22 protein-coding genes are annotated in these 19,393 nt (G+C 41.1%); 13 read left to right on the top strand and 9 right to left on the bottom strand.

Annotated features, from left to right (window positions below):
- Positions 1-59 precede the first annotated feature (59 nt).
- Genes ABJK37_RS14845 through ABJK37_RS14835 form a run of 3 tightly spaced genes read left to right on the top strand, consistent with a single transcriptional unit; the run spans position 60 to position 1,335 of the window.
- Positions 60-596, top strand: a complete 537-nt coding sequence (locus ABJK37_RS14845) for a DUF4199 domain-containing protein (protein WP_348355459.1) — start codon at positions 60-62, stop codon at positions 594-596.
- 10 nt (positions 597-606) lie between these two features.
- The gene (locus ABJK37_RS14840; protein ID WP_348355456.1) at positions 607-942 is read left to right on the top strand and encodes a VOC family protein; all 336 of its coding nucleotides are present in this window, start codon (positions 607-609) and stop codon (positions 940-942) included.
- A 15-nt stretch (positions 943-957) separates the two neighbouring features.
- Positions 958-1,335, top strand: coding sequence for a hypothetical protein (locus ABJK37_RS14835; RefSeq protein ID WP_348355453.1), 378 nt, complete (start codon positions 958-960; stop codon positions 1,333-1,335).
- A gap of 11 nt (positions 1,336-1,346) precedes the next feature.
- Here ABJK37_RS14835 and ABJK37_RS14830 read toward each other — a convergent pair whose 3' ends face one another.
- Positions 1,347-3,224, bottom strand: a complete 1,878-nt coding sequence (locus ABJK37_RS14830; RefSeq protein ID WP_348355450.1) for a diguanylate cyclase — start codon at positions 3,222-3,224, stop codon at positions 1,347-1,349.
- 95 nt (positions 3,225-3,319) lie between these two features.
- Positions 3,320-4,024: a glycosyltransferase gene (locus ABJK37_RS14825; RefSeq protein WP_348355447.1), complete on the bottom strand. Its 705-nt coding sequence runs from the start codon at positions 4,022-4,024 to the stop codon at positions 3,320-3,322.
- A gap of 195 nt (positions 4,025-4,219) precedes the next feature.
- Here ABJK37_RS14825 and ABJK37_RS14820 point away from each other — a divergent pair, with 195 nt between their 5' ends.
- A complete protein-coding gene (locus ABJK37_RS14820; RefSeq protein ID WP_348355444.1) occupies positions 4,220-4,378 on the top strand; it encodes a DUF3012 domain-containing protein in 159 nt (52 codons plus the stop codon).
- Between the two features lie 91 nt (positions 4,379-4,469).
- A complete protein-coding gene (locus ABJK37_RS14815; RefSeq protein ID WP_348355441.1) occupies positions 4,470-4,688 on the top strand; it encodes a DUF6500 family protein in 219 nt (72 codons plus the stop codon).
- Positions 4,689-4,718: 30 nt separating this feature from the next.
- On the opposite strand, the gene ABJK37_RS14810 is transcribed toward ABJK37_RS14815, so the two are convergent.
- Positions 4,719-5,645: a LysR family transcriptional regulator gene (locus tag ABJK37_RS14810; protein WP_348355438.1), complete on the bottom strand. Its 927-nt coding sequence runs from the start codon at positions 5,643-5,645 to the stop codon at positions 4,719-4,721.
- A gap of 117 nt (positions 5,646-5,762) precedes the next feature.
- On the opposite strand from ABJK37_RS14810, the gene ABJK37_RS14805 reads away from it, so the two are divergent.
- From ABJK37_RS14805 to ABJK37_RS14780, 6 genes are all read left to right on the top strand, one after another.
- A complete protein-coding gene (locus ABJK37_RS14805) occupies positions 5,763-6,983 on the top strand; it encodes an acyl-CoA dehydrogenase family protein (protein ID WP_348355435.1) in 1,221 nt (406 codons plus the stop codon).
- Positions 6,980-7,795 (top strand): SDR family oxidoreductase, encoded by an 816-nt coding sequence (locus ABJK37_RS14800; protein ID WP_348355432.1) that lies wholly within the window; start codon positions 6,980-6,982, stop codon positions 7,793-7,795. Before ABJK37_RS14805 ends, ABJK37_RS14800 begins: the two co-directional genes overlap by 4 nt.
- The gene (locus tag ABJK37_RS14795) at positions 7,788-8,894 is read left to right on the top strand and encodes a phosphotransferase family protein (RefSeq protein WP_348355429.1); all 1,107 of its coding nucleotides are present in this window, start codon (positions 7,788-7,790) and stop codon (positions 8,892-8,894) included. The genes ABJK37_RS14800 and ABJK37_RS14795 overlap by 8 nt, the downstream gene beginning before the upstream one ends.
- A 12-nt stretch (positions 8,895-8,906) precedes the next feature.
- Positions 8,907-9,602: a histidine phosphatase family protein gene (locus ABJK37_RS14790; RefSeq protein ID WP_348355426.1), complete on the top strand. Its 696-nt coding sequence runs from the start codon at positions 8,907-8,909 to the stop codon at positions 9,600-9,602.
- A 137-nt stretch (positions 9,603-9,739) separates the two neighbouring features.
- Complete coding sequence (locus ABJK37_RS14785) at positions 9,740-10,489, top strand: SDR family oxidoreductase (protein WP_348355423.1); 750 nt, start codon at positions 9,740-9,742, stop codon at positions 10,487-10,489.
- A 69-nt stretch (positions 10,490-10,558) separates the two neighbouring features.
- On the top strand, positions 10,559-11,428 hold the full coding sequence (locus ABJK37_RS14780) for a bile acid:sodium symporter family protein (protein WP_348356083.1): 870 nt from the start codon (positions 10,559-10,561) through the stop codon (positions 11,426-11,428).
- 191 nt (positions 11,429-11,619) lie between these two features.
- On the opposite strand, the gene ABJK37_RS14775 is transcribed toward ABJK37_RS14780, so the two are convergent.
- The 6 genes from ABJK37_RS14775 to ABJK37_RS14750 form a co-directional block, all read right to left on the bottom strand.
- On the bottom strand, positions 11,620-12,000 hold the full coding sequence (locus ABJK37_RS14775) for a VOC family protein (RefSeq protein ID WP_348355420.1): 381 nt from the start codon (positions 11,998-12,000) through the stop codon (positions 11,620-11,622).
- A 125-nt stretch (positions 12,001-12,125) separates the two neighbouring features.
- Positions 12,126-13,121: an alpha/beta hydrolase gene (locus ABJK37_RS14770; protein WP_348355417.1), complete on the bottom strand. Its 996-nt coding sequence runs from the start codon at positions 13,119-13,121 to the stop codon at positions 12,126-12,128.
- Positions 13,118-13,552, bottom strand: a complete 435-nt coding sequence (locus ABJK37_RS14765) for a hypothetical protein (RefSeq protein ID WP_348355414.1) — start codon at positions 13,550-13,552, stop codon at positions 13,118-13,120. Before ABJK37_RS14765 ends, ABJK37_RS14770 begins: the two co-directional genes overlap by 4 nt.
- Before the next feature lie 101 nt (positions 13,553-13,653).
- Positions 13,654-15,090, bottom strand: a complete 1,437-nt coding sequence (locus ABJK37_RS14760; protein ID WP_348355411.1) for a hypothetical protein — start codon at positions 15,088-15,090, stop codon at positions 13,654-13,656.
- Complete coding sequence (locus ABJK37_RS14755; RefSeq protein WP_348355408.1) at positions 15,087-15,989, bottom strand: ABC transporter ATP-binding protein; 903 nt, start codon at positions 15,987-15,989, stop codon at positions 15,087-15,089. Before ABJK37_RS14755 ends, ABJK37_RS14760 begins: the two co-directional genes overlap by 4 nt.
- Positions 15,986-16,381: a GntR family transcriptional regulator gene (locus ABJK37_RS14750; RefSeq protein ID WP_348355405.1), complete on the bottom strand. Its 396-nt coding sequence runs from the start codon at positions 16,379-16,381 to the stop codon at positions 15,986-15,988. Before ABJK37_RS14750 ends, ABJK37_RS14755 begins: the two co-directional genes overlap by 4 nt.
- A gap of 212 nt (positions 16,382-16,593) precedes the next feature.
- On the opposite strand from ABJK37_RS14750, the gene ABJK37_RS14745 reads away from it, so the two are divergent.
- Together ABJK37_RS14745 and ABJK37_RS14740 are read left to right on the top strand one after the other, a co-directional pair.
- On the top strand, positions 16,594-18,102 hold the full coding sequence (locus ABJK37_RS14745) for a serine hydrolase domain-containing protein (RefSeq protein ID WP_348355402.1): 1,509 nt from the start codon (positions 16,594-16,596) through the stop codon (positions 18,100-18,102).
- A gap of 181 nt (positions 18,103-18,283) precedes the next feature.
- Positions 18,284-19,120 (top strand): lysophospholipase, encoded by an 837-nt coding sequence (locus ABJK37_RS14740; RefSeq protein ID WP_348355399.1) that lies wholly within the window; start codon positions 18,284-18,286, stop codon positions 19,118-19,120.
- The last annotated feature ends 273 nt before the right edge of the window (positions 19,121-19,393 follow it).

Genomic DNA, 19,393 nt, shown 5'->3' with positions numbered 1-19,393 from the left:
TTATTTTCCACAGAAATAACATACAGTTAGACTTTCTAATCACAACACAGGCTGCACCCATGAGTTCTATTATTCGCTTTGGATTTTTATATGGGTTAGCACTGGTTATCAGTTTTTACCTGTCACATGTATTGTTAGGAACCAGTCCAGATAATTTCACAAAAGGTGAAATTGTTGGCTATAGCGTGATGCTCATCAGTTCGTTGGCTGTGGTTATGGGGATCAAAGAATTCAAAGGAAACACCGCGCCGACTCCATTAAGTTTTCTAGCTGGCTTTAATGTGGGTCTAGGGATCAGTCTTATCGCTGCCAGTATTTTTGCAGCATATAACTGGGTATATTTAGAATTTATCAATCCAGAGTTTACTGCTACCTATATACAATATTCAGAACAACAAATTCGCAGCAGTGGCCTTGATCCCCTCAGCATGGAACAACAGCTCGAAGAATTAGCTCATTACGGCGAATTAATGAGTAGCCATCTTACTCAATCAGCAGTGATGTTTGCCACAGTGTTTATTATTGGACTATTGTTTTCTGTAGTAAGTGCAATTGCATTTCGTACATCTGAGAAACCAGCGACAACCCATACGTAAGGAGGCTCCAATGGAGTTAGGTCAGTTTTCAGTTAGCCTTAGTGTTAAAGATATCAAAAAATCAAAAAAATTTTATGAAACCTTAGGGTTTAAGGCCCACCCACAATGTGGCTCTATCGAAGATAAATGGTTGATTCTACAAAAAGACACCACAGTAATTGGAATATTTGAAGGAATGTTCGAGTCCAACATCCTCACCTTTAACCCCACAAATGTAAGGGCAATTGAAAAACATTTGTTAGACAATGACATTACTATTGATACCCCAACACAAGGGGAATCTGGACCGACCCATTGTGTATTGAAAGATCCAGATGGAAACGCCATTATGTTTGACCAGTTTTAGTGAGGTCTCGAAGTTATGTCTACAGAATTTGTTTGTTGGAAATGTACAAAACCATTAGGCAAGGTCATCCTGCCAATGTCACGACGAGAAGAATGTGACAACTGTAAAGCAGATCAACATGTTTGTAAGATGTGTGTTTATTTTGTTAATCAGCGCTGCCAGGAAGAACGAGCCGAACATATTAGTGATACGGAAAAAGCTAATTTTTGCGACTACTTCAAACCAAGCAACAAAACGAAAATAGGCGTCGACAAACAAAAAGCAGCTCAAGCTAAGGCTAACTTAGCGGCCTTGTTTGGCGATGACCTTATAGAAGCCAAACAGCAAGATGAATCCTTATCGCCATCTGAATTGGCAGATAAAAAATTGCGTGACATGTTAAATGGTTTATAGCGCGTTACGGGCTAACTACGTATTTGATTTCTTCCGTTCTGTTTAGCTTGATACAATGCATCATCGGCCCGTTTAAACAATGTTTCAAAGGTATCATTCTTCTGGACCTCAGCGATCCCACCGCTTATCGATACTTTCACGCCAACGGGCTGGCCTATTGGGTGAGCAAAAATTGCATCTTTAAGTTTATTAGCGATTGCAAATGCACCTTGTAGATCTGTGTTAGGTAGTAAAACCAAAAACTCCTCACCTCCCCAGCGTGCTAGTTTATCTTGCTCTCTAATGCCGGCCTTAATCAGATCAGCTCCGGTAATCAATACAATATCGCCCACATCATGACCGTAACTGTCGTTAATTTCTTTAAAATGATCGTAATCTACCAGCAGGATGCAAAAACACTCTTGAGAACGACGATAGCGCTCAAACGCCGCCTGAATGTATTGTTGTAAACCATGTCGATTGTACGTATTTGTAAGGGGGTCGTTATTAGCCAAAGCCTTAAGCTCTTTATTGGCTAATTTAAGTTGTCGGGTTCGCTGTTCAACTTTAGTCTCTAGAAGTTCACTCATTAGCATTAAATCAGCATTTCGCTCTTTAAGCTTATCTGTCAGAGTTTCATTGTTACTAGTCAATTGATTAACGCGATTATTTGTCACGAAACTCTGCGACATAATAAAACCAATAATTCCAAGACTAAAAAATCTGCCAGTTGTAATCACACCAACAGCATTTAAAATATCATTGAGAGCAAAGGAAAACGCGATTAACGAGCCAATTAATAAGACGCCTGCGCCCCGCTGTTTATGACGATTTGCAACCCAAATGCGTTGCAAGATGTAAAGCATCACGAACACCGCGACTACTTCGTAGATAACTAAAGGTACGCCAAAGTAACGGGTAGGGAAAAATAAGATATAGGCTGAAAACAGCATACTCAGCAAATAGATAAATCGGCAAAACTGGTAGTGGAACTGTTGACTGTAACTCAGATGGAAAAAATACAGGGCGATTGGAATGCCTGCATAAAAACTTAAAAAATTTAACTTCGTTATCAAAACAAAGCCACCAGCGAGTGATGACAATGCAAAACTCATATGCTCAACTGTAAATTCCCTAAGAAAAAGCAGTAAACATAAACAGGTGTACACCAGAGGAATGTTGTCTGTTGGGCGCACAAAAAATTGAATCAAAGAATGGATCGCCGTAATTAACAAGGCTCCCATAATAAAAAGGCTAAGTGCCACTTTGTCTCGTTGTAAGGTATGTAATGCATCAGCATCTCCCAATACAATTGGTGCCCATAGTCCCCCCCAACTAGAATGATAATTTGAGACTTGAATCGTTATCGAAAATTCTTTGAGTCCTTCAGGGATCCTAACGATGGCAGTGTTATAACCAGGTGTTCCCGATTGTTCGGTATCTGACGCCACGCCCCCTGATGCCATAAGATGCTCGTCTATATATAAACTATAAGCACTTTCAATTTGCGGTATTTGTAGCGCCAAATTGCTCGCTCCGAACTCTAGCGCAACGTCTAAATGATAGGTTGCAAATCCAATAGTACCGTAGTGTTGATTGTAGTTTGAGGATTGCCAGCCGCCGTGTCCTTGGATAAAAGTCGACTTACCCTGCGACTTTTGTATTTGTTCAGGCTCAAGTAGTTGCTTCCAATAAAATAACCACTGCCCATCTAATGCGAGAGTTTTTCTTTGCAAAAAATCAGCTGACTCAATTGTGGCATGGCCATTGATTGCCGTTTTGGTCGCGGGCTTCAAAGCCACACCAAAGTGATAAATCAGTGGCAAGAATAACAACATAGTCACACTGAACAAGGCGATCGATAGGGTTTTTGACCAAATAGCCATGTGAAATTTTTCTAGGGCAGCCATATCTTCCTTAACTTAAGCTGTATGAACAGAACGCAAACTTATTGTGACTTGAACATATTAACAATTTCTGGGTTCAAATTAGCCTTATTTCTGAGTTATTTTTTATACTTGGTATTTAAATCTATACCCTTTTCGTAATGGGCATTCATGTTTTTATCCGAGCTTCTAAAATAGTAACACCACTTCATATATTGGTTCTTAAGCGCCTGACTCAAGATCCCATTGGTTTGAAAACGAATAGCAGAGGTTCGACTGATGTAGGGTAGCCTAACAGGCTTCGCTTTGCGCTTAAGTTTCAAACAAATTTCGGTATCTTCAAAAATATCGATGTCTGGAATCAGTCCTACATCAAGCAACAACTGTTTCTGGGCAAATAAACAATGGTCCAAATAAAATATCTCACGCCAATCACCACGAATTCGATTCGAATACCAAGAAGTAAAAGTTAATAGCGGATGTTGAATGTCGAACTGGTGAGTAAACGCCCCCCATTGTATCCTTGTTGCTGAATTTACTAAGGCTTCAATGGCCTCAACTTCCAGTAAGCTACGTGGATGATGTAACATTACCATGTCAAACTTAGCTTGCTTAATCCCCATATTAAGACGCCCAGCCCGCGAGCCAATATCTGTTTTAATTAGGCGAGTATTAAAGTGCTGAATTAAGGAAACAGTATTATCGTGACTACCGCCGTCAACACAAATTATCTCAATGTTTGTTAACCCCTGGTACGCGCTAAGAATTTTAGCCAAGTAACCAGTTTTAGATTCATTTAACGTAGGAATGACAATACTAAGCAAGGTAAGTAGCTCTTCTGAATTTTCACCTGATCAATTCGAAACAAACTAATAGGTACAATAACAAAGGTTAAAATAACAAATAAATAAAGCACTAGACTAGCTTATGGTCTCTGTACTCCATAAACAAATTCTTTTATGCTAAACATTAAAATTTAATTTAGAAACTTTGTTTGCAATATTAAGGAATAATAATTTATGAAAAAGTTAATTGGTGTATGTGCGGTAGCATTATTTTTAAGTGGTTGTGCGCCAGAAATCGGTAGTGAAGAATGGTGCGCTGACATGAAAGAAAAGCCGAAAGCAGATTGGACAGCAACTGAAGGCAAAGACTTTGCCAAGCATTGCATCTTTTAGGTTGTTACAACACTAAAATCGAAGTTATGAGGTATAGGATAAAATATACCTCATAACTCTCCCTCCCCTATATAGAAAACGTATCCCTAGTATGAGAAAGTCGCTACGAACCAAAATCATCGATGTGTGCGATAAAAAAGTTGCCGCTAAAGGGCCTTCTGTGGGTTTATCTTTCTACGCATTTTTCGCCAACAAAAACGATGATCCTGAATTATTAATGGAGGCCGCCACATGGTGGATTGCCACCCACCAATTAGATCATTTTGAAAAAGCCATAAAAATTAAAGATATGGTCTTAAAACAAAGTTAAAAATTTCCCTAACCCGTAATTTATTAAAGTTTAAAATGTTTCAAACATTGACTGCACCACTCCCCTAAACCAACTTAAAGCCTCATCATCTTGGGTATTTTTATGCCAGTAAAGATGGGTTTCAATGTTGGTGAGACGCACAGGTATAGCCACTTCAGTTAAATCATTGGGTCTTTTTGAATCTGCTAGCAACTCCTTGCTCAACATATAGGGTACGGTTAATAAAAGATCAGATTCTTTCAACATTGCTTTTGCAGCATAGTAATTTTGACAGCGAATACTGATATCTCTTGAAAGCCCCTGCTGTTGAAACAAAAAATCTTCTGCCGCATCACCACTTGGACGATTAGATACGCCAATATGTTTGGCAGTAAAATAACTATTTTCAGTTAAGTTATTTTCTAAAGGGTGTCCTTTACGCATTAACACACAAAACTCTCCATCGATAAGCTTGGTATGTAATACCGGAGGTTTAATTGGCAACGCTACATCAAATGCCATATCAATATGCCCTGCTCCTAGCTCTCTGGTTAAATTTTCCCTATCGACTTTGACACTAGAAAACGTTGCTTTAGGTGCTAACTCAGCCAATTTTTTAGCTAACCTCGGTAAAATGGAGGGTTCGAGCGCGTAATGGATCCCCAAACGAAAATGATGTTGACTGTTGAAGGGCTGAAACTCCCCCCAATGCTGAAGTATTTGTCGTAACCGCGTTAGATTATCAATTATCTGCGGCGCCATGCGCTGACAAGCTGGCGTAGGTAACATACGATTATTGCTGCGCTGAAAAAGTGGATCACCTAAATACTCTCGCAATCTCTTTAACGCATGACTCACCGCCGAGGGAGTAATATGTAATACATCAGCTGCCCGCGACATATTTTGCTCATGATAAATACTCTCAAACACCTTAAGTAAATTAAGGTCAAGATGTTGAATTTTTGATACGTCTGCCATTTTCAACCCAATGAATTAAATTCATATTAACCATATAGTATTTTTCATTTCATTCAATCAAATAAAGAGACTATGCTAGCGTTAAGTTTCATTTCCCCCTACTTTGGAGTCACTATTATGGATTTTAACCACAGCGAAAAAACACAAGGTTATATCGAACGTGTCAGAGCCTTTATGGATGAACACGTTTATCCAGTTGAAGAACAAATTTATTCGGAAACGCTTGAACTCAATCCCGACGGTAATTGGAAAAATTGGCAAGCCCATCCGTTAATTGAACCGCTAAAGAAAAAAGCCCAAGAAGCCGGACTTTGGAATCTGTTTTTACCTGATGCCAAGTTAGGCAAAGGTTTAACAACCTTGGAATATGCACCTCTAGCAGAAGAGATGGGCCGTGTATTATTTGCTTCTGAAATTTTTAATTGTAATGCCCCTGATACTGGCAATATGGAAGTGCTCTATCACTTTGGTAACGAATACCAACAAGAAAAGTGGCTCAAACCTTTGTTAGCTGGTGAAATACGTTCAGTATTTGGAATGACCGAGCCTGACGTGGCCTCATCTGACGCTACGAATATGCAAGCGACAGTTGAATTAGATGGTGACGAATTGGTGCTTAACGGCAAAAAATGGTGGTCAACAGGTTTAGGACACCCTAACGCCAAAATCGCGATTTTTATGGCCCTATCTAATCCTGAAAATGATAAACACAGCCAGCACAGCATGGTTGTTGTGCCTCTTGATACGCCAGGGATTGAAATTAAACGCATGTTACAAGCGTTCGGTGACTACGATGCACCGTCTGGCCATGGCGAAATGCATTTCACTAATGTACGGGTGCCTAAAGAAAACTTATTAGTTGGCATGGGTAAAGGGTTTGCCATTGCACAAGGTCGCTTAGGTCCAGGTCGTATACATCATTGTATGCGTTCAATCGGTGGTGCTGAAAAAGCATTAGAATTGGCTATGCAGCGAGGCATGTCGCGTACTGCTTTTGGCAAACCGCTAATGATGTTAGGTGGTAACCGTGAACGTGTTGCAGAAGCGCGAATCGCAATTGAGCAAGCTCGTTTATTAACCTTACAAGCCGCTTGGAAAATTGACAACGTAGGCGTTAAAAATGCCATGGTGGACATATCTGCCATTAAAGTTGCAGTGCCAAAAATGTTAGAAGAAGTGGTTGATATGGCGATCCAGATTCATGGTGGTGCCGGTATGTGTGATGACTTCCCGCTTGCTCGATTTGCAGCTGGCGCCCGTGCCCTGCGTCTAGCCGATGGACCTGATGAAGTGCATAAAGGCATGGTTGCTCGTCTAGAGCTGAAGAAGTACCAATGATGCAAACAGTACTGATAACCGGTGGCGCTTCAGGTTTAGGTGAAGCGCTGGCATTACATTATGCCAAACAGAATTTTGAAGTCTGTGTCGCTGACCTCAACCATGAGCGTGGCAATAAGGTAGTAGAAGCCATCAATAATGCACAAGGAAAAGCATTCTTTTTGCGTTGTGACATCACTAACGACTCTGACATCGAATCGCTAAAACAACAACTTCAAACTTGTTGGAATAAAATTGATGTTTTGGTAAATAACGCCGGCGTGGCAACTGGCGGTGCTTTAGAGTTTGAAGACATTGAGCAGTGGGAATGGGTAATCAATATTAACGTATTGGGTATGGTACGAATGTGCCGTGCCTTTGTGCCTATGATGAAGCAGCAAGGCGCGGGGAAAATCGTGAATATCGCATCACAAGCGGGGATCACACCTGCGCCACTGATGGGTAGTTACAATGCCAGTAAAGCCGCGGTGGTCAGCTTTTCAGAAACCATGCATTTAGAACTCACACACGACAATATCCATGTCAGTGTGGCTTGCCCCGGTTTCTTTTCAACTAACCTTGATGAATCACTGCGCAGCAAGCAGCCTGGGGTGGCAAAACTTGTGAGTAAAATGCTCCACAGTTCATCAGATATTACTGCTGCGCAGGTTGCTGAAGCCATTTATCAAGACAGTGAAAACCTTAAGTTCATGACCATTACTCATAAAGATGGTCGCGCGGCCTATCGTTTAAAACGCTGGTTAACACCAATGCGTTATTTGGCAATGATGAAAAGGCAGTTAAGAAACTTTAGGCCTAGACCCGATGCCTGATCTTAAGTCCAGCCCAGCGAATCAACAGGTGATAGATACTGCCGGTGAAGTGAGAAAAGGAGAAGAACTTAACTTAACCAAGTTAATCCCTTGGCTTGAAAGCAATATTCCAAACCTTAAAGGCCAGCCAAAAGTCACCCAGTATTCCGGAGGTGCATCTAACTGGACATACTGTTTAAGTTATACACACCAAAATGCAACTAGCCGCGAAGTTATTTTGCGCCGCGCGCCTGCAGGGACGAAAGCCAAAGGTGCCCACGATATGGGCCGCGAATATCGCTTACAAGCCGCCCTAAAACCCGTGTATTGCTATGTGCCAGAAATGTTGGGCCATTGCGAAGACGAGTCTGTATTAGGCGCCGAGTTTTACGTCATGGAAAAACTCAACGGATTAATACCAAGGAAAAACCTGCCAAAAGGTGTCACATTAAAACCAGACACCACAAAGCAACTATGTTTAAACGCGTTAGATAGCCTAATCGAGTTACATCAAGTCGACTACCAAGCCGCAGGACTGAGCCATTTGGCCAAAGGTAATGGTTACACCCAACGTCAAATTGAAGGTTGGAGTGCGCGTTATACTAAAGCCAAAACATGGAACGTTCCCAGCGGTAAATATGTCATGAATTGGCTTAGAAACAATATGCCTAGCCATGAACATATTTGTTTGACTCATAACGACTTCAGATTTGATAATTTAGTATTAGATGAGAAAGACCCAACCAAAATTTTGGGTGTATTAGATTGGGAACTTGCCACACTGGGCGATCCGTTAATGGACTTAGGCAATAGTTTGGCCTATTGGGTACAAGCTGATGACGATACGCTCGCAAAATCAACACGGCGTCAACCGACTCATTTACCGGGTATGCTGAGCCGCAAAGAAGTCATTGACTATTACCTCAAGAAAACCGGATTTAAAGTAGAAAATTTTGCTTTCTATGAGGTCTATGGTTTATTCAGGTTAGCGGCAATTGCACAGCAGATTTATTATCGTTATCACCACAAGCAAACCGATAATCCAGCCTTTAAAAACATCTGGTTCTTCGTACACTATTTGTTGTGGCAATGTCGTAAAGCCATCAAAGGTAAACGTTAAAGGAATCTAAAAATGACCGCGATTTATCTCATTAGGCATGGCCAAGCGTCTTTTGGCAAGGCTGAGTATGATTGTTTATCTGAACTTGGCGAACAACAAGCCATCCACCTTGGGAATAGCTTTAAAGCCAGAATAGCAAGCTTTGATAGAGTAGTTCGTGGCAGCATGCAGCGCCATCAACAAACTGCAACCGGCTGCCTAACAGCATTAGGGCAAGCCGATATTGCACAGCAACAGGATGCAAATTGGAACGAATATGACCATCAAGACATACTCGCACAATTTGATCCCGAGTTGGCCACGGCTGCCGGGGTCAAAAATTACGTCAGTCGCCAAGACAATCCTCATAAAGCCTTGCAGCAAGTCATTGCTCAGGCTTTTGAACGCTGGATTGGCAGCAAGCATAATGGTGATTATAGTGAGCCATGGCCTGACTATCAGGCAAGAATACAATCGGCTTTGGCTAACCTTGTGAATAACCTAAAAGATGAAAAAAATGTGGCGGTATTCACTTCTGGTGGCCCAATAGCATTATTATCTCAGGATCTTTTGGGCGTACCCGCAAACAATCTAATGACCTTAAACTGGACCTTAGTGAACTGCGGTATTACCAAACTCATTAACACCAAAAAAGCAGTGATTTTGTCCACACTCAACGAACACAGTGCATTTGAGGGCAGCAACAAAGGCCTTCTTACGTATAAGTAAACTCCAATAAGGTGCATGGGAACAAATAATAAAATTGACAACATAAGCTATTAGCTAAGTAAGGCTACTAGCAGTTAACAACACCCCGCTCTTGTATTCCCAAGGGGTAATTAATCAGACAATAATAAGAGAACACTATGATCAGACAAAATATCTTAATTACTGGGGCGAGTTCAGGGTTAGGCAAAGGCATGGCTATTGAATTTGCCAAATTAGGTCGCAACTTAGCGCTATGTGCTAGAAGAATGGACAATCTAGAGTCACTTAAACAGGAACTATTAGAAATTAACCCTGATATTAAAGTGTTTATTCGCTCCCTTGATGTAAACAATCATGACCAAGTGTTTGAAGTAGTTAAAGCCTTTGCGGAAGATTTAGGTAGTTTGGACCGTGTCATTGTTAATGCTGGAATGGGTAAAGGGGCGTCGATTGGCACGGGATATTTTCATGCTAACAAACAAACTGCAGTCACTAATTTTGTCTCGGCGATAGCACAATGTGAAGTAGCCATGGAAATATTCCGCAACCAAAACGCCGGCCATTTGGTGACCATATCTTCTGTGAGTGCGATACGCGGCGCACAAAGAGCAATGACAGTATACGCTGCCACAAAAGCTGCGTTAAGCTCGCTAAGCGAGGGCATTCGCATTGATGTGCGTCATACCCCAATAAAAGTGACAACTGTGCACCCTGGCTTTATCCGTACCGAAATCAACGAAAAAGTAAAAGCGGTACCATTTATTGTTGACTTAGAAACAGGTTGCAAAGCCATGGTTAAAGACATCGAAAAAGAAGTTGCTAATAGTTTTGTCCCTAAATGGCCTTGGGCTTTGTTTAGATACTTAGCGCGAATTGCCCCACTTAGTCAGTTAGCCAAAATGAGTTAAAAAACACGCCTGACTGCCATGAAAACATGTTCCATGGTTTAACCTTTTGTATTTCAATTCAGGAACAATATTGCAATGACGGATTCGATCTTAACCCAAGTCATCATGCCTATAGTCTTGGCTCTCATCATGTTTGGAATGGGCTTAAGCCTAACCAAACATGATTTTTTAGAGTTAGGAAAAGAGCCTAAAGCCGTTGTTGTAGGCTTATTTGGACAATTATTGTTACTGCCGGTTTTGGCATACAGCGTGGCGATATTATTTGGTATAAGCCAACATTTGGCGATAGGCATAATGATTTTAGCCGCTTGCCCTGGTGGAACGAGTTCTAACATTATTAGCCATTTAGCCAGAGCCAATCTAGCCTTATCAGTAAGTTTAACTGCCGTTACTACCTTAGTTTGTGTGTTCACTACTCCGTTGATTATCCAATTTGCGATAAACCAATTTGATACCAATCCAGTGAAATCATTTTCGCTACTGAGTACCACTTTGGGCCTAATTTTTATCACTTTGTTACCAGTAATTTTAGGTATAGTGCTACGTCATAAATTTCCAACACAAGCCATCAATAGCGAACCTTTTTTCCGGCGCTTGGCGACAGGGTTTCTGATTTTTATGATTATTGCTATCACCTATCAAGAGCGCGATAACATCCTTGAATCCTTCTCTCAAGTATTACTGCCGTCTATCTCCCTAAATATTGTGGCCATTATTACCGGCCTATTATTAGGCCTGATTTTTAAATTAGTTAAACGTGACTGCATTACATTAGGGATTGAGGTAGGCGTACAAAATAGCGCGATGGCAATTTTGATAGCAGTTTCGTTTTTAGAACGTCCCGACTACGCAATTGCGCCGGGTGTATACGGTTTAGCCATGTATTTAGGCGCAGGGTTATTGATTGTGGGTACTAAGCGGTTTCAAAAATGGAAGTAAGGTCTTTACGTTTTTGGCCGGTCAATCGGTGTTCTAACGGTACTGAGCTATAACTGTGAACAAAATGGCTAAGAATAAAATCCACTGGTCTGAAGTTAGCTTGAAAATGACAAAGTAAGAACAGCTTTGTCATTTATCAGTCACTATCAAAAGATCCAGTGCATTTTTTGATTTGAAAAATCTACTTAAAACTATTCAACTCGTTTCATAACGCAAATTTTGTTACCCGCAGGATCGCGAAGATAAGCTAAATACAACTTCATTGTACCGCCATCACGTACTCCAGGAGGATCTTCACAGGCTGTGCCGCCATTTGCTAGACCCGCAGCATGCCATGCCAAACCCTGCTCTTCGCTTTCAATGGCAAAACCTAAAGTACTACCATTTCCGTGAGTAGCTGGCTCCCCGTTAATTGGCAAACTTAATCCAAATACACCAGTTTTAGTAAAGTAAAAACAACGTCCCTTAGGATCAATTGTGCCTTCTTCGTAGCCCAATGCACCTAGGACCGCATCGTAAAATTTTTTCGATGCCTGTATATCATTAGCACCTAACATCACATGACTAAACATTTTTAACACTCCTAAAATTCGTTTGAAATTTAACTTAACAGCAGTGTACTCATTACTGGCTAAAAGTAGAATTTTTCATAGTTATGAACTGTTGTAAGTTTTGTGAAGTTTTACCAACCCTACACTTACTGTTTTTGACGCCCAGCGATAAACGCCATTATTTTTCCATTTATCAAACCTGCTTGATCCACGTTAATAAAGTGTCCGCTATCGGCAACGATTTCAGCTTGTACACTAGGCAAAATTTTAATGGCGCGATCGACACTTTGCTGATTATTAAAAAGATCGTTATCTCCAGCTAAGAATAACACCGGCAAAGCGAGTGATGACAATTGTGTGTCGTCAAATGGTTTCATGTCCATTAGCAATGGCGATGTGGATGCGGTTGTGATAGTTCTGAAAAAATGATCAATATATATTTGTTCAATACCCTCTACATTGCTCGACAAAGTCGCTAAGTTTTTGCGTAACCCTTCACGCTGGGGATTTAATGCATATAGCAAATTAGATAAAATACCAAGGCTGGGCTCTAACCAAGTAAAAGTTTGCGCTGGACTAAGCAGTATGAGTTTTTTCACCCTATGGGGTTTTGTCAAAGCTAAATTAGTTGCGATCCAACCGCCTTGAGACGCACCAATAAGGATTGGTTTTTGCAATTCTAGGGCGTCAAATATTTCGAAATACCAAGAAATAAGTATTTCGAGTGACTCTTCATCATGATTCAGTTCTGATTTTCCAGGTCCTAAAATATCATCTATCGCATACACCCTGTGGTTTATTGATAACGCCTCAATATTTGGGTACCACATGGTAGAGTCAGCGCTCATGCCGTGAAGTAAAATAACGGGCGGGCCATCAGTAGGTCCTGAGACTATTATATGTGCAGTACCCTTTGAAGTAGGCAGTTTTAATTCACGGTACGCTGTATTCCATAACGTCAGTACACGATTGTAAAGTGCTTGGTCACTTAGGCTTTCAGGCTCCTGTGTTTTGAGCTTTTGGTATTCTGAACTTTTATCTGGCAGGCCATAGGTCTTGGTAATGTCGTCATTAACGTGGGTACGTTCGCAACTCACTAGCACATATGCAATAACAATGAATAATGATACGTAGATTTTCAAGATGAGTTTTGTTGCCTAGCTTGTTGCCATTGCTCCAATGAAACAACAAACCCCTTACTGACTAGCCATTGTTCGGCATCCTCAATATTTTGAGTATAAAATTGATGTTCTGTATCGTAGTTAGATACATCACCAATAATATTTTTTTGCAACTCAAAACGGCATATTGTGACTTCGTGAGTTTGATTGTTCGCGGCGCACCAATCATATATAAGCTGGAAGCCCTCAACAGCCTCAAAAGTTGGCATGATCCAATTGCGCAAATCAACAATTGCAGCCCATGGTTGATGCTTAATACCAGCAACCAGTTGTTGGGTTTCTTCTAGTACTTTTTTAACTGTGCCTTTTGACCAAACACTATTCATCTCTACGCACAATACATTGCCCGCCAAATGTAGACGATAAAGGCCTTGTTGCGTATTGATTGGCACTGTAATGAACTCCTAATTCTATGAAGCTGCTTATTGATAACTTAACATAAGATCAAAAGAATAAAACAAACAAAAATTTATGAGAAAAGTTTCAATGACTTTTATGCTCTCAACTCTTTGGCATAACCACACCAAAATTTGATACTGGTAAAGCACAGGCCAGCCGCTAAAACTATCGCTAAAGCAAGTATCCAATACTGTTTTTGCTGCAGACTAAACAATGCCACTGCCAACCATCCAATAAAATTGAAAGCAGTAAATAGTACTGTGACATATCTCAACCACGCAGTATTTTTTACGCTAGTAGTAACAAATAACACATAAGTCATTTGTAGCAACAAACCAAGCGCTACGGCTAATAACGCAACTAAACCTACTATCAATCCCCCCTTTACACCTGAGATGATAAGAGTAAATAACATAAAAACAGCACAGGCAAATAAACTCACTCGACCAATTCGTTCAGCAAACAACATCGCCACTTTCAACATATAACGCCTGCGGTTTTTACTATTATCCAAAAGCCATAGATCAGAGATACTTTTACGGTTGTATATCCATTCAAGACTTATCGCAGTGCAGACCACCACCAGATAAAACAACATAAAAATACAAATGGGGATAAGTATGGCCTCATGATTAATTTCGTTGACAAAAAACAGCGGCAGAGCAAACAGTACGACTAGAAAACCGAAGATACATTTTAATAAGAAACTATGCACCTTTGCGCCAAACAGGCCTAAATACAATAAATCCTCATGTCTACCGATATCCAAACCAAATAACACACGACTTTCAATTTTGCCCCAGGTTTTAGATGACCTCCTTGCATTGGCAAAAAGCTGAAGAGGTGTAAAGTTTGAACTTTTACGATGTTTTTTCCACGTTCTTGGTGCCAAATTTGGGTCGTATTCTGCCGGTTTTAGATAATTGCTTCTGGCTAACAAAAAGCTTTTATAGGTAACGGCTAAGCATACGCAGGAAATGGTTATACCGATGGCTGGGATTGAGAAAATAGACCAAACACTAGTGACTATTTTTTGCCAGAGACTAAAGAAATATTCGTTTTGTTTAACATAAATCATCAAAAACCAAATCAGGATATAAATCCCTAACCCGATAAAGCCTGTTAACCTCCAAATCTCTTTTCTGACAAAAAAGAACATTGATGAAGTAATTAGCCACAATACGCTTAGGCAAACAAAAAATTCATAAAACGAATTAGCGAATATGGCACAAGTCAGCACACTGCTAATAAACACTAAACTAGTTGAATAGTTAAACTGATAGGTATGAAAATCAGGAGCCAAAAAACCAAAGCTATGCCCTCGAGACAAGGATAAATCATCCAGTATTCTGTATGCACCGAGTATACTCAAAGCTAAAAATTGCCAAGCGGGGAAACTGCCACTCGAAGAAGCGAATAACCAAGTAATTAAAACAACGATAATCAGGCTATAAATGGGAGCCGGCAACCAAAATGTTTCACCGCCACTTGCCCCATAATCTCTTTTTATAATCGCTAAATATTGCTTCATGCGTTTAGCTCCAAAAATATATCTTCAAGACTTAATTGCTCAACGGTAATCTTGGCGTTGAGCTGCTTTTCCCATACATCTAAGCCTTTTACATCAAATCCTTTTACGGTTAATCGCCCGGTGTTTCCTGCAACTTGATGCTTCAATACTAAAGGGTCTGAACTGACATCGGCTAAATTCGACTCACTGGCTATATGAATCCGAACCACTTGTTCTTTAAGCTCATCAATACCGCCCTGATAAAGCACTTTGCCTGCTTTTAACATAGCTATATCAGCCGCAGCTCTTTCGATATCAGAAGTGATATGAGTGGAAAACAAAATACTGGTCTGTTCATCAAGGTTAATGTCAATTAACTCTTTAATAAAAGAGCGCCGCGCACTGGGATCTAAACTGGCAACGGGTTCATCTAAAACCAGTAACTCGGGCGAATGGCCTAATGCCTGAAGAATAGAGGTTTGTTGTCTTTGCCCTTCAGACATATTGCTGATCCGCTGTGTTGTATCAATGTGCATTTTATCAGCTAGTGATTTAACCTTTATCGCGTCCCAATTTTGGTAAAACGCCCCTGTGTACATAAACAACTCTTGCGGTGTCATCCAATGAAAACAATCTAGTGTTTGTGCCACATAGCCTAAACGCTGTTTGGTGTTTGCTGACATATTCCATGCATCTTCAGCAAATATTAATGTTTCACCTCGGTTTGGTCTTAATAGACCTAAAGCCGTTTTCAACAAGGTAGTTTTGCCTGAACCATTTTCACCCAACAACCCCATGACAGCGCCTTTTTTAAGAGTTAAATTCACGCCTTGCAACACAGGTTTGCCTTCATAACTTTTATACACATCATTAAGCGTTAACACATTGGATTCGAGATTATCCATATTGGAAAGATTCATTTGAGTTCCTTTTCTAATTTTTTACTTAGCCAGTCGAGCGCTTGTTGTTTATCTAAATCTAATTGTTTGCATTGCTGAATAAAGGTTTCTGCTAGAGGGGTTAACTTTTGTAAACGCTCACTGGTGCTTTCTTTATGCACTTGCTCGGCAATCATCATTCCCTTGCCACGCATTCTAACTACATCGCCATGGGATTCTAAAAATCCATAGGCTTTGGATATGGTCATAGGGTTCACTTCAAGCTCAACAGCCAACTGCCGCACAGAGGGTAAATAATCACCTGCGTTCAATTGACCACTGGCGATCATGCGTTTTATCTGCTCAAACAACTGCCGATAGATGGGTTCGCCAGAACTGGGAGATAATTGCAAAATAAGCGTTGAGTGCTGCAAGTTTCTGTTCTCTCTTGTATTGGTGTATTATATATATAATACACCAATACAATTTACAATATTTTTATCAAAATAGAAAAATGTTTGATTAAAAAACAAGATGTGCATTAACCCTTCCAGTGAACGAGTGCAAGACACCTACATCTTCGCTGGATTGACGAGGCTATCCTATAAACGTATTCTGATATCATGCTAGGCAACGGAATATTCAGATGAAAGTAAGCGCCAATATTAAGACCTTCGCGATTAGCATTGGTATGCTAGCGGTACTTGGCTGTGATAAGCCTGCCCCCCAACAAATAAAAACGAATCAAACAAAGTCACAACCCGAATCACAACTTTTAAAGACAGGGCTGACTGAGCGAATTCGCATTAAGGATCAAACGCCTTGGTTACAAACCTTAGAGCAACGACAAAAACACTATAATGTGCCGGGTGTATCATTGGCGTTTATGCGCAACGGCCGCGTAGTTTGGACGTTACAAAGTGGTGTCAAGGATCTCACCACTAATCATCCTCTAGATGAAAATACTGTGTTTCAAGCTGGCAGTATTTCAAAGCCTGCATTTGGCGCGGTGTTGATGAAGTATCGCCAAGAAAATGCTTTAGATTTGGATGCTGACGTCAACAAATTACTCACAAGTTGGCAATTACCTCAACATGATTGGTCAGGACAAGAAGTGGTGTCACTTCGCAGACTGTTGAGTCATACCGCTGGTACCACAGTACATGGTTTTCCTGGGTATGCCGCTAATGAAGTCGTACCTACTTTGATACAAGTATTAAATGGCGCAGAACCAGCCAATACGGCGCCAGTGCGGGTCGATATCCGACCGGGCTCAAAGATGCGGTATTCCGGTGGAGGCACAACCCTAGCACAGCTAGTCCTACAAGATGTGACAGGCGAAATTTTACCCACAATGGCTGAGCGTTTATTGTTTGCTCCTTTAGGCATGAAACGTTCTAGCTTCGAACAACCCATATCCTCTAAGTTAGTAGATAATAGGGCAACACCTTACAAGGGTGATGGCACAGCAGTGCCAGACGGGGCCCACACCTACGCCACGCTCGCAGCGGCCGGAATGTGGAGCACACCAACAGATATGTTAAACATGGCGAGTGCTGTACGTAGCGCCTATTTAGGCACTGAAACAGACTGGATTTCACAGGCCACCGCCGTCGAAATACTCACCTCCAATGCCCCTACACCTGATAGTCCGAATGTTGGTATAGGCTTTTTTATAAATATGTCAGATGAGGGTGAAATGCTTGGATTTGGCCATGGTGGTGCAGACGAAGGTTTTATGTCGCAATTATATCTCGAATTAAACTCAGGTAACGGCTACGCCATTATGACCAATGGTAACAACGGCAATCAATTGATTAGTGAGCTTGAGGTAAGAATAAAAGAAGCATTCGACATAGGTTATGCCGAACCCGAAACTAAAACCATAGTCGAGCTGAGCACAAATGAACTGACTGAGTATCTTGGATCCTACGCTGTAACCAAGCCTGTTGTGGTCGATATCGTTTTAGAAGCGGCCGAAAATGGGTTTCTACTTACCGCCTCTCCTTATGTAGAAAATGAAAAACACTGGTACCAAGGTAAAGACACGTTTTTTGCAATGGATGGCAGTACCGTGACCTTTGAAAGGGACAAAAGTGGCGCAATCACAGACCTTAGTTTCAACAACGGTGTACGTGGCACTAAAAAGCGATGAGACTAATAAACTATGTCACTGTCATCCAATCTAAATATAAAACACATCCAGTTAGGGAGAAACCAATATCAATTCAAGCAATGACCCAAACACAGCCAATATCGCTAGTTTTAAACTGATCAGCGCAGATAATTTACAGCTTCACTGCCACCAATGGTTACCCACGGCAGACATTAAAGCTGTGGTACAAGTTGCACATGGTATGGCAGAACATGGCGCGCGATATGGGCGCTTAGCCGCTAGTCTAAACGCCGAGGGTTTTGCTGTTTACGCCAATGACCACCGTGGTCATGGACAATCCATATCAGCAGGTCTACCCCTAGGGCACATGGCGGATGAAAACAGTTGGAACAAAGCCGTAGACGATCTTGACTTACTTAATGGCGAGATCCGCCGCCGTCATCAAGGTTTACCTATTATCCTATTGGGTCATTCTATGGGGTCATTTTTGACGCAGTCTTATCTTAATCAATATGGCGATAACATTGCTGCTGCAGCCCTATCAGCCAGTAATGGTCCGCCAGGGCTGCTTGGCAAAATTGCGCAATTGATCATACGTATTGAAAAATTAAGATTTGGAAAAACAGGTCACAGTGCGCTTATGTCAGCCATGACCTTTAAAGCATTCAATAAGGCGTTTAAACCCAACCGCACCGAGTTTGACTGGTTAAGTCGAGATACAGAAGAAGTCGACCAGTATGTTGCCGACCCTCTGTGTGGATTTGAATGTTCTGTAGCGAGTTGGCAAGGCATGTTAGATGCGTTGACTACATTAGCCACAGATCAGACGCTTAATAAAATCGATAAAACTAAACCCATTTATGTCATCAGTGGTACTAAGGATCCCGTTGGCGAAAATGGCAAAGGAGTCAAACGTCTACTTAAAGCCTATGAAAAAAACGGTCTCAGCAAAGTAACCCATCAGTTTTATCCTGAAGCGCGGCACGAGTTGTTTAATGAAATCAACAGAGACGTAATTACTCATGACTTTATTACATGGCTTAAATCTGCGATATGACTCAGGTAAGCAATTAGGCATAGTCCTTGCCTAGTTGCTCATTCCACCAAAACACTAGTACTGCGTGATACTCAATCTTCCCAATCAATAACAACTCTTATACCAATTCATCTTATCAATTAGTCGCTGGTATTCTCCCTTTGGGCGAGGTTTAAAAGCACCTACTCTGCGTTGCTCGAACTTACAATAGAATAACTATTGCTTCATTCGAGCGCCTTGATTAGGTGATTTTAAACCTCGCTGAGCGATCAATTGTTAGGATGGATTGGTATT

Source organism: Paraglaciecola sp., assembly GCF_039964565.1.
Taxonomy (GTDB): Bacteria; Pseudomonadota; Gammaproteobacteria; order Enterobacterales; family Alteromonadaceae; genus Paraglaciecola.
Note: the sequence above shows the minus strand (reverse complement) of the source record. Positions and strands in the feature narration are given on the sequence as shown.

What these genes read in the sequence shown, in the direction of transcription:
- ABJK37_RS14840 (WP_348355456.1), top strand. Translation starts at nt 607, where the DNA reads ATGGAGTTAGGTCAGTTTTCAGTTAGCCTTAGTGTTAAAGATATCAAA.
- ABJK37_RS14835 (WP_348355453.1), top strand. Translation starts at nt 958, where the DNA reads ATGTCTACAGAATTTGTTTGTTGGAAATGTACAAAACCATTAGGCAAG.
- ABJK37_RS14745 (WP_348355402.1), top strand. Translation starts at nt 16,594, where the DNA reads ATGAAAGTAAGCGCCAATATTAAGACCTTCGCGATTAGCATTGGTATG.
- ABJK37_RS14805 (WP_348355435.1), top strand. Translation starts at nt 5,763, where the DNA reads ATGGATTTTAACCACAGCGAAAAAACACAAGGTTATATCGAACGTGTC.
- ABJK37_RS14830 (WP_348355450.1), bottom strand. Translation starts at nt 3,224, where the DNA reads ATGGCTGCCCTAGAAAAATTTCACATGGCTATTTGGTCAAAAACCCTA.
- ABJK37_RS14755 (WP_348355408.1), bottom strand. Translation starts at nt 15,989, where the DNA reads ATGAATCTTTCCAATATGGATAATCTCGAATCCAATGTGTTAACGCTT.
- ABJK37_RS14800 (WP_348355432.1), top strand. Translation starts at nt 6,980, where the DNA reads ATGATGCAAACAGTACTGATAACCGGTGGCGCTTCAGGTTTAGGTGAA.
- ABJK37_RS14810 (WP_348355438.1), bottom strand. Translation starts at nt 5,645, where the DNA reads ATGGCAGACGTATCAAAAATTCAACATCTTGACCTTAATTTACTTAAG.
- ABJK37_RS14820 (WP_348355444.1), top strand. Translation starts at nt 4,220, where the DNA reads ATGAAAAAGTTAATTGGTGTATGTGCGGTAGCATTATTTTTAAGTGGT.
- ABJK37_RS14760 (WP_348355411.1), bottom strand. Translation starts at nt 15,090, where the DNA reads ATGAAGCAATATTTAGCGATTATAAAAAGAGATTATGGGGCAAGTGGC.
- ABJK37_RS14795 (WP_348355429.1), top strand. Translation starts at nt 7,788, where the DNA reads ATGCCTGATCTTAAGTCCAGCCCAGCGAATCAACAGGTGATAGATACT.
- ABJK37_RS14815 (WP_348355441.1), top strand. Translation starts at nt 4,470, where the DNA reads ATGAGAAAGTCGCTACGAACCAAAATCATCGATGTGTGCGATAAAAAA.
- ABJK37_RS14785 (WP_348355423.1), top strand. Translation starts at nt 9,740, where the DNA reads ATGATCAGACAAAATATCTTAATTACTGGGGCGAGTTCAGGGTTAGGC.
- ABJK37_RS14790 (WP_348355426.1), top strand. Translation starts at nt 8,907, where the DNA reads ATGACCGCGATTTATCTCATTAGGCATGGCCAAGCGTCTTTTGGCAAG.
- ABJK37_RS14845 (WP_348355459.1), top strand. Translation starts at nt 60, where the DNA reads ATGAGTTCTATTATTCGCTTTGGATTTTTATATGGGTTAGCACTGGTT.
- ABJK37_RS14775 (WP_348355420.1), bottom strand. Translation starts at nt 12,000, where the DNA reads ATGTTTAGTCATGTGATGTTAGGTGCTAATGATATACAGGCATCGAAA.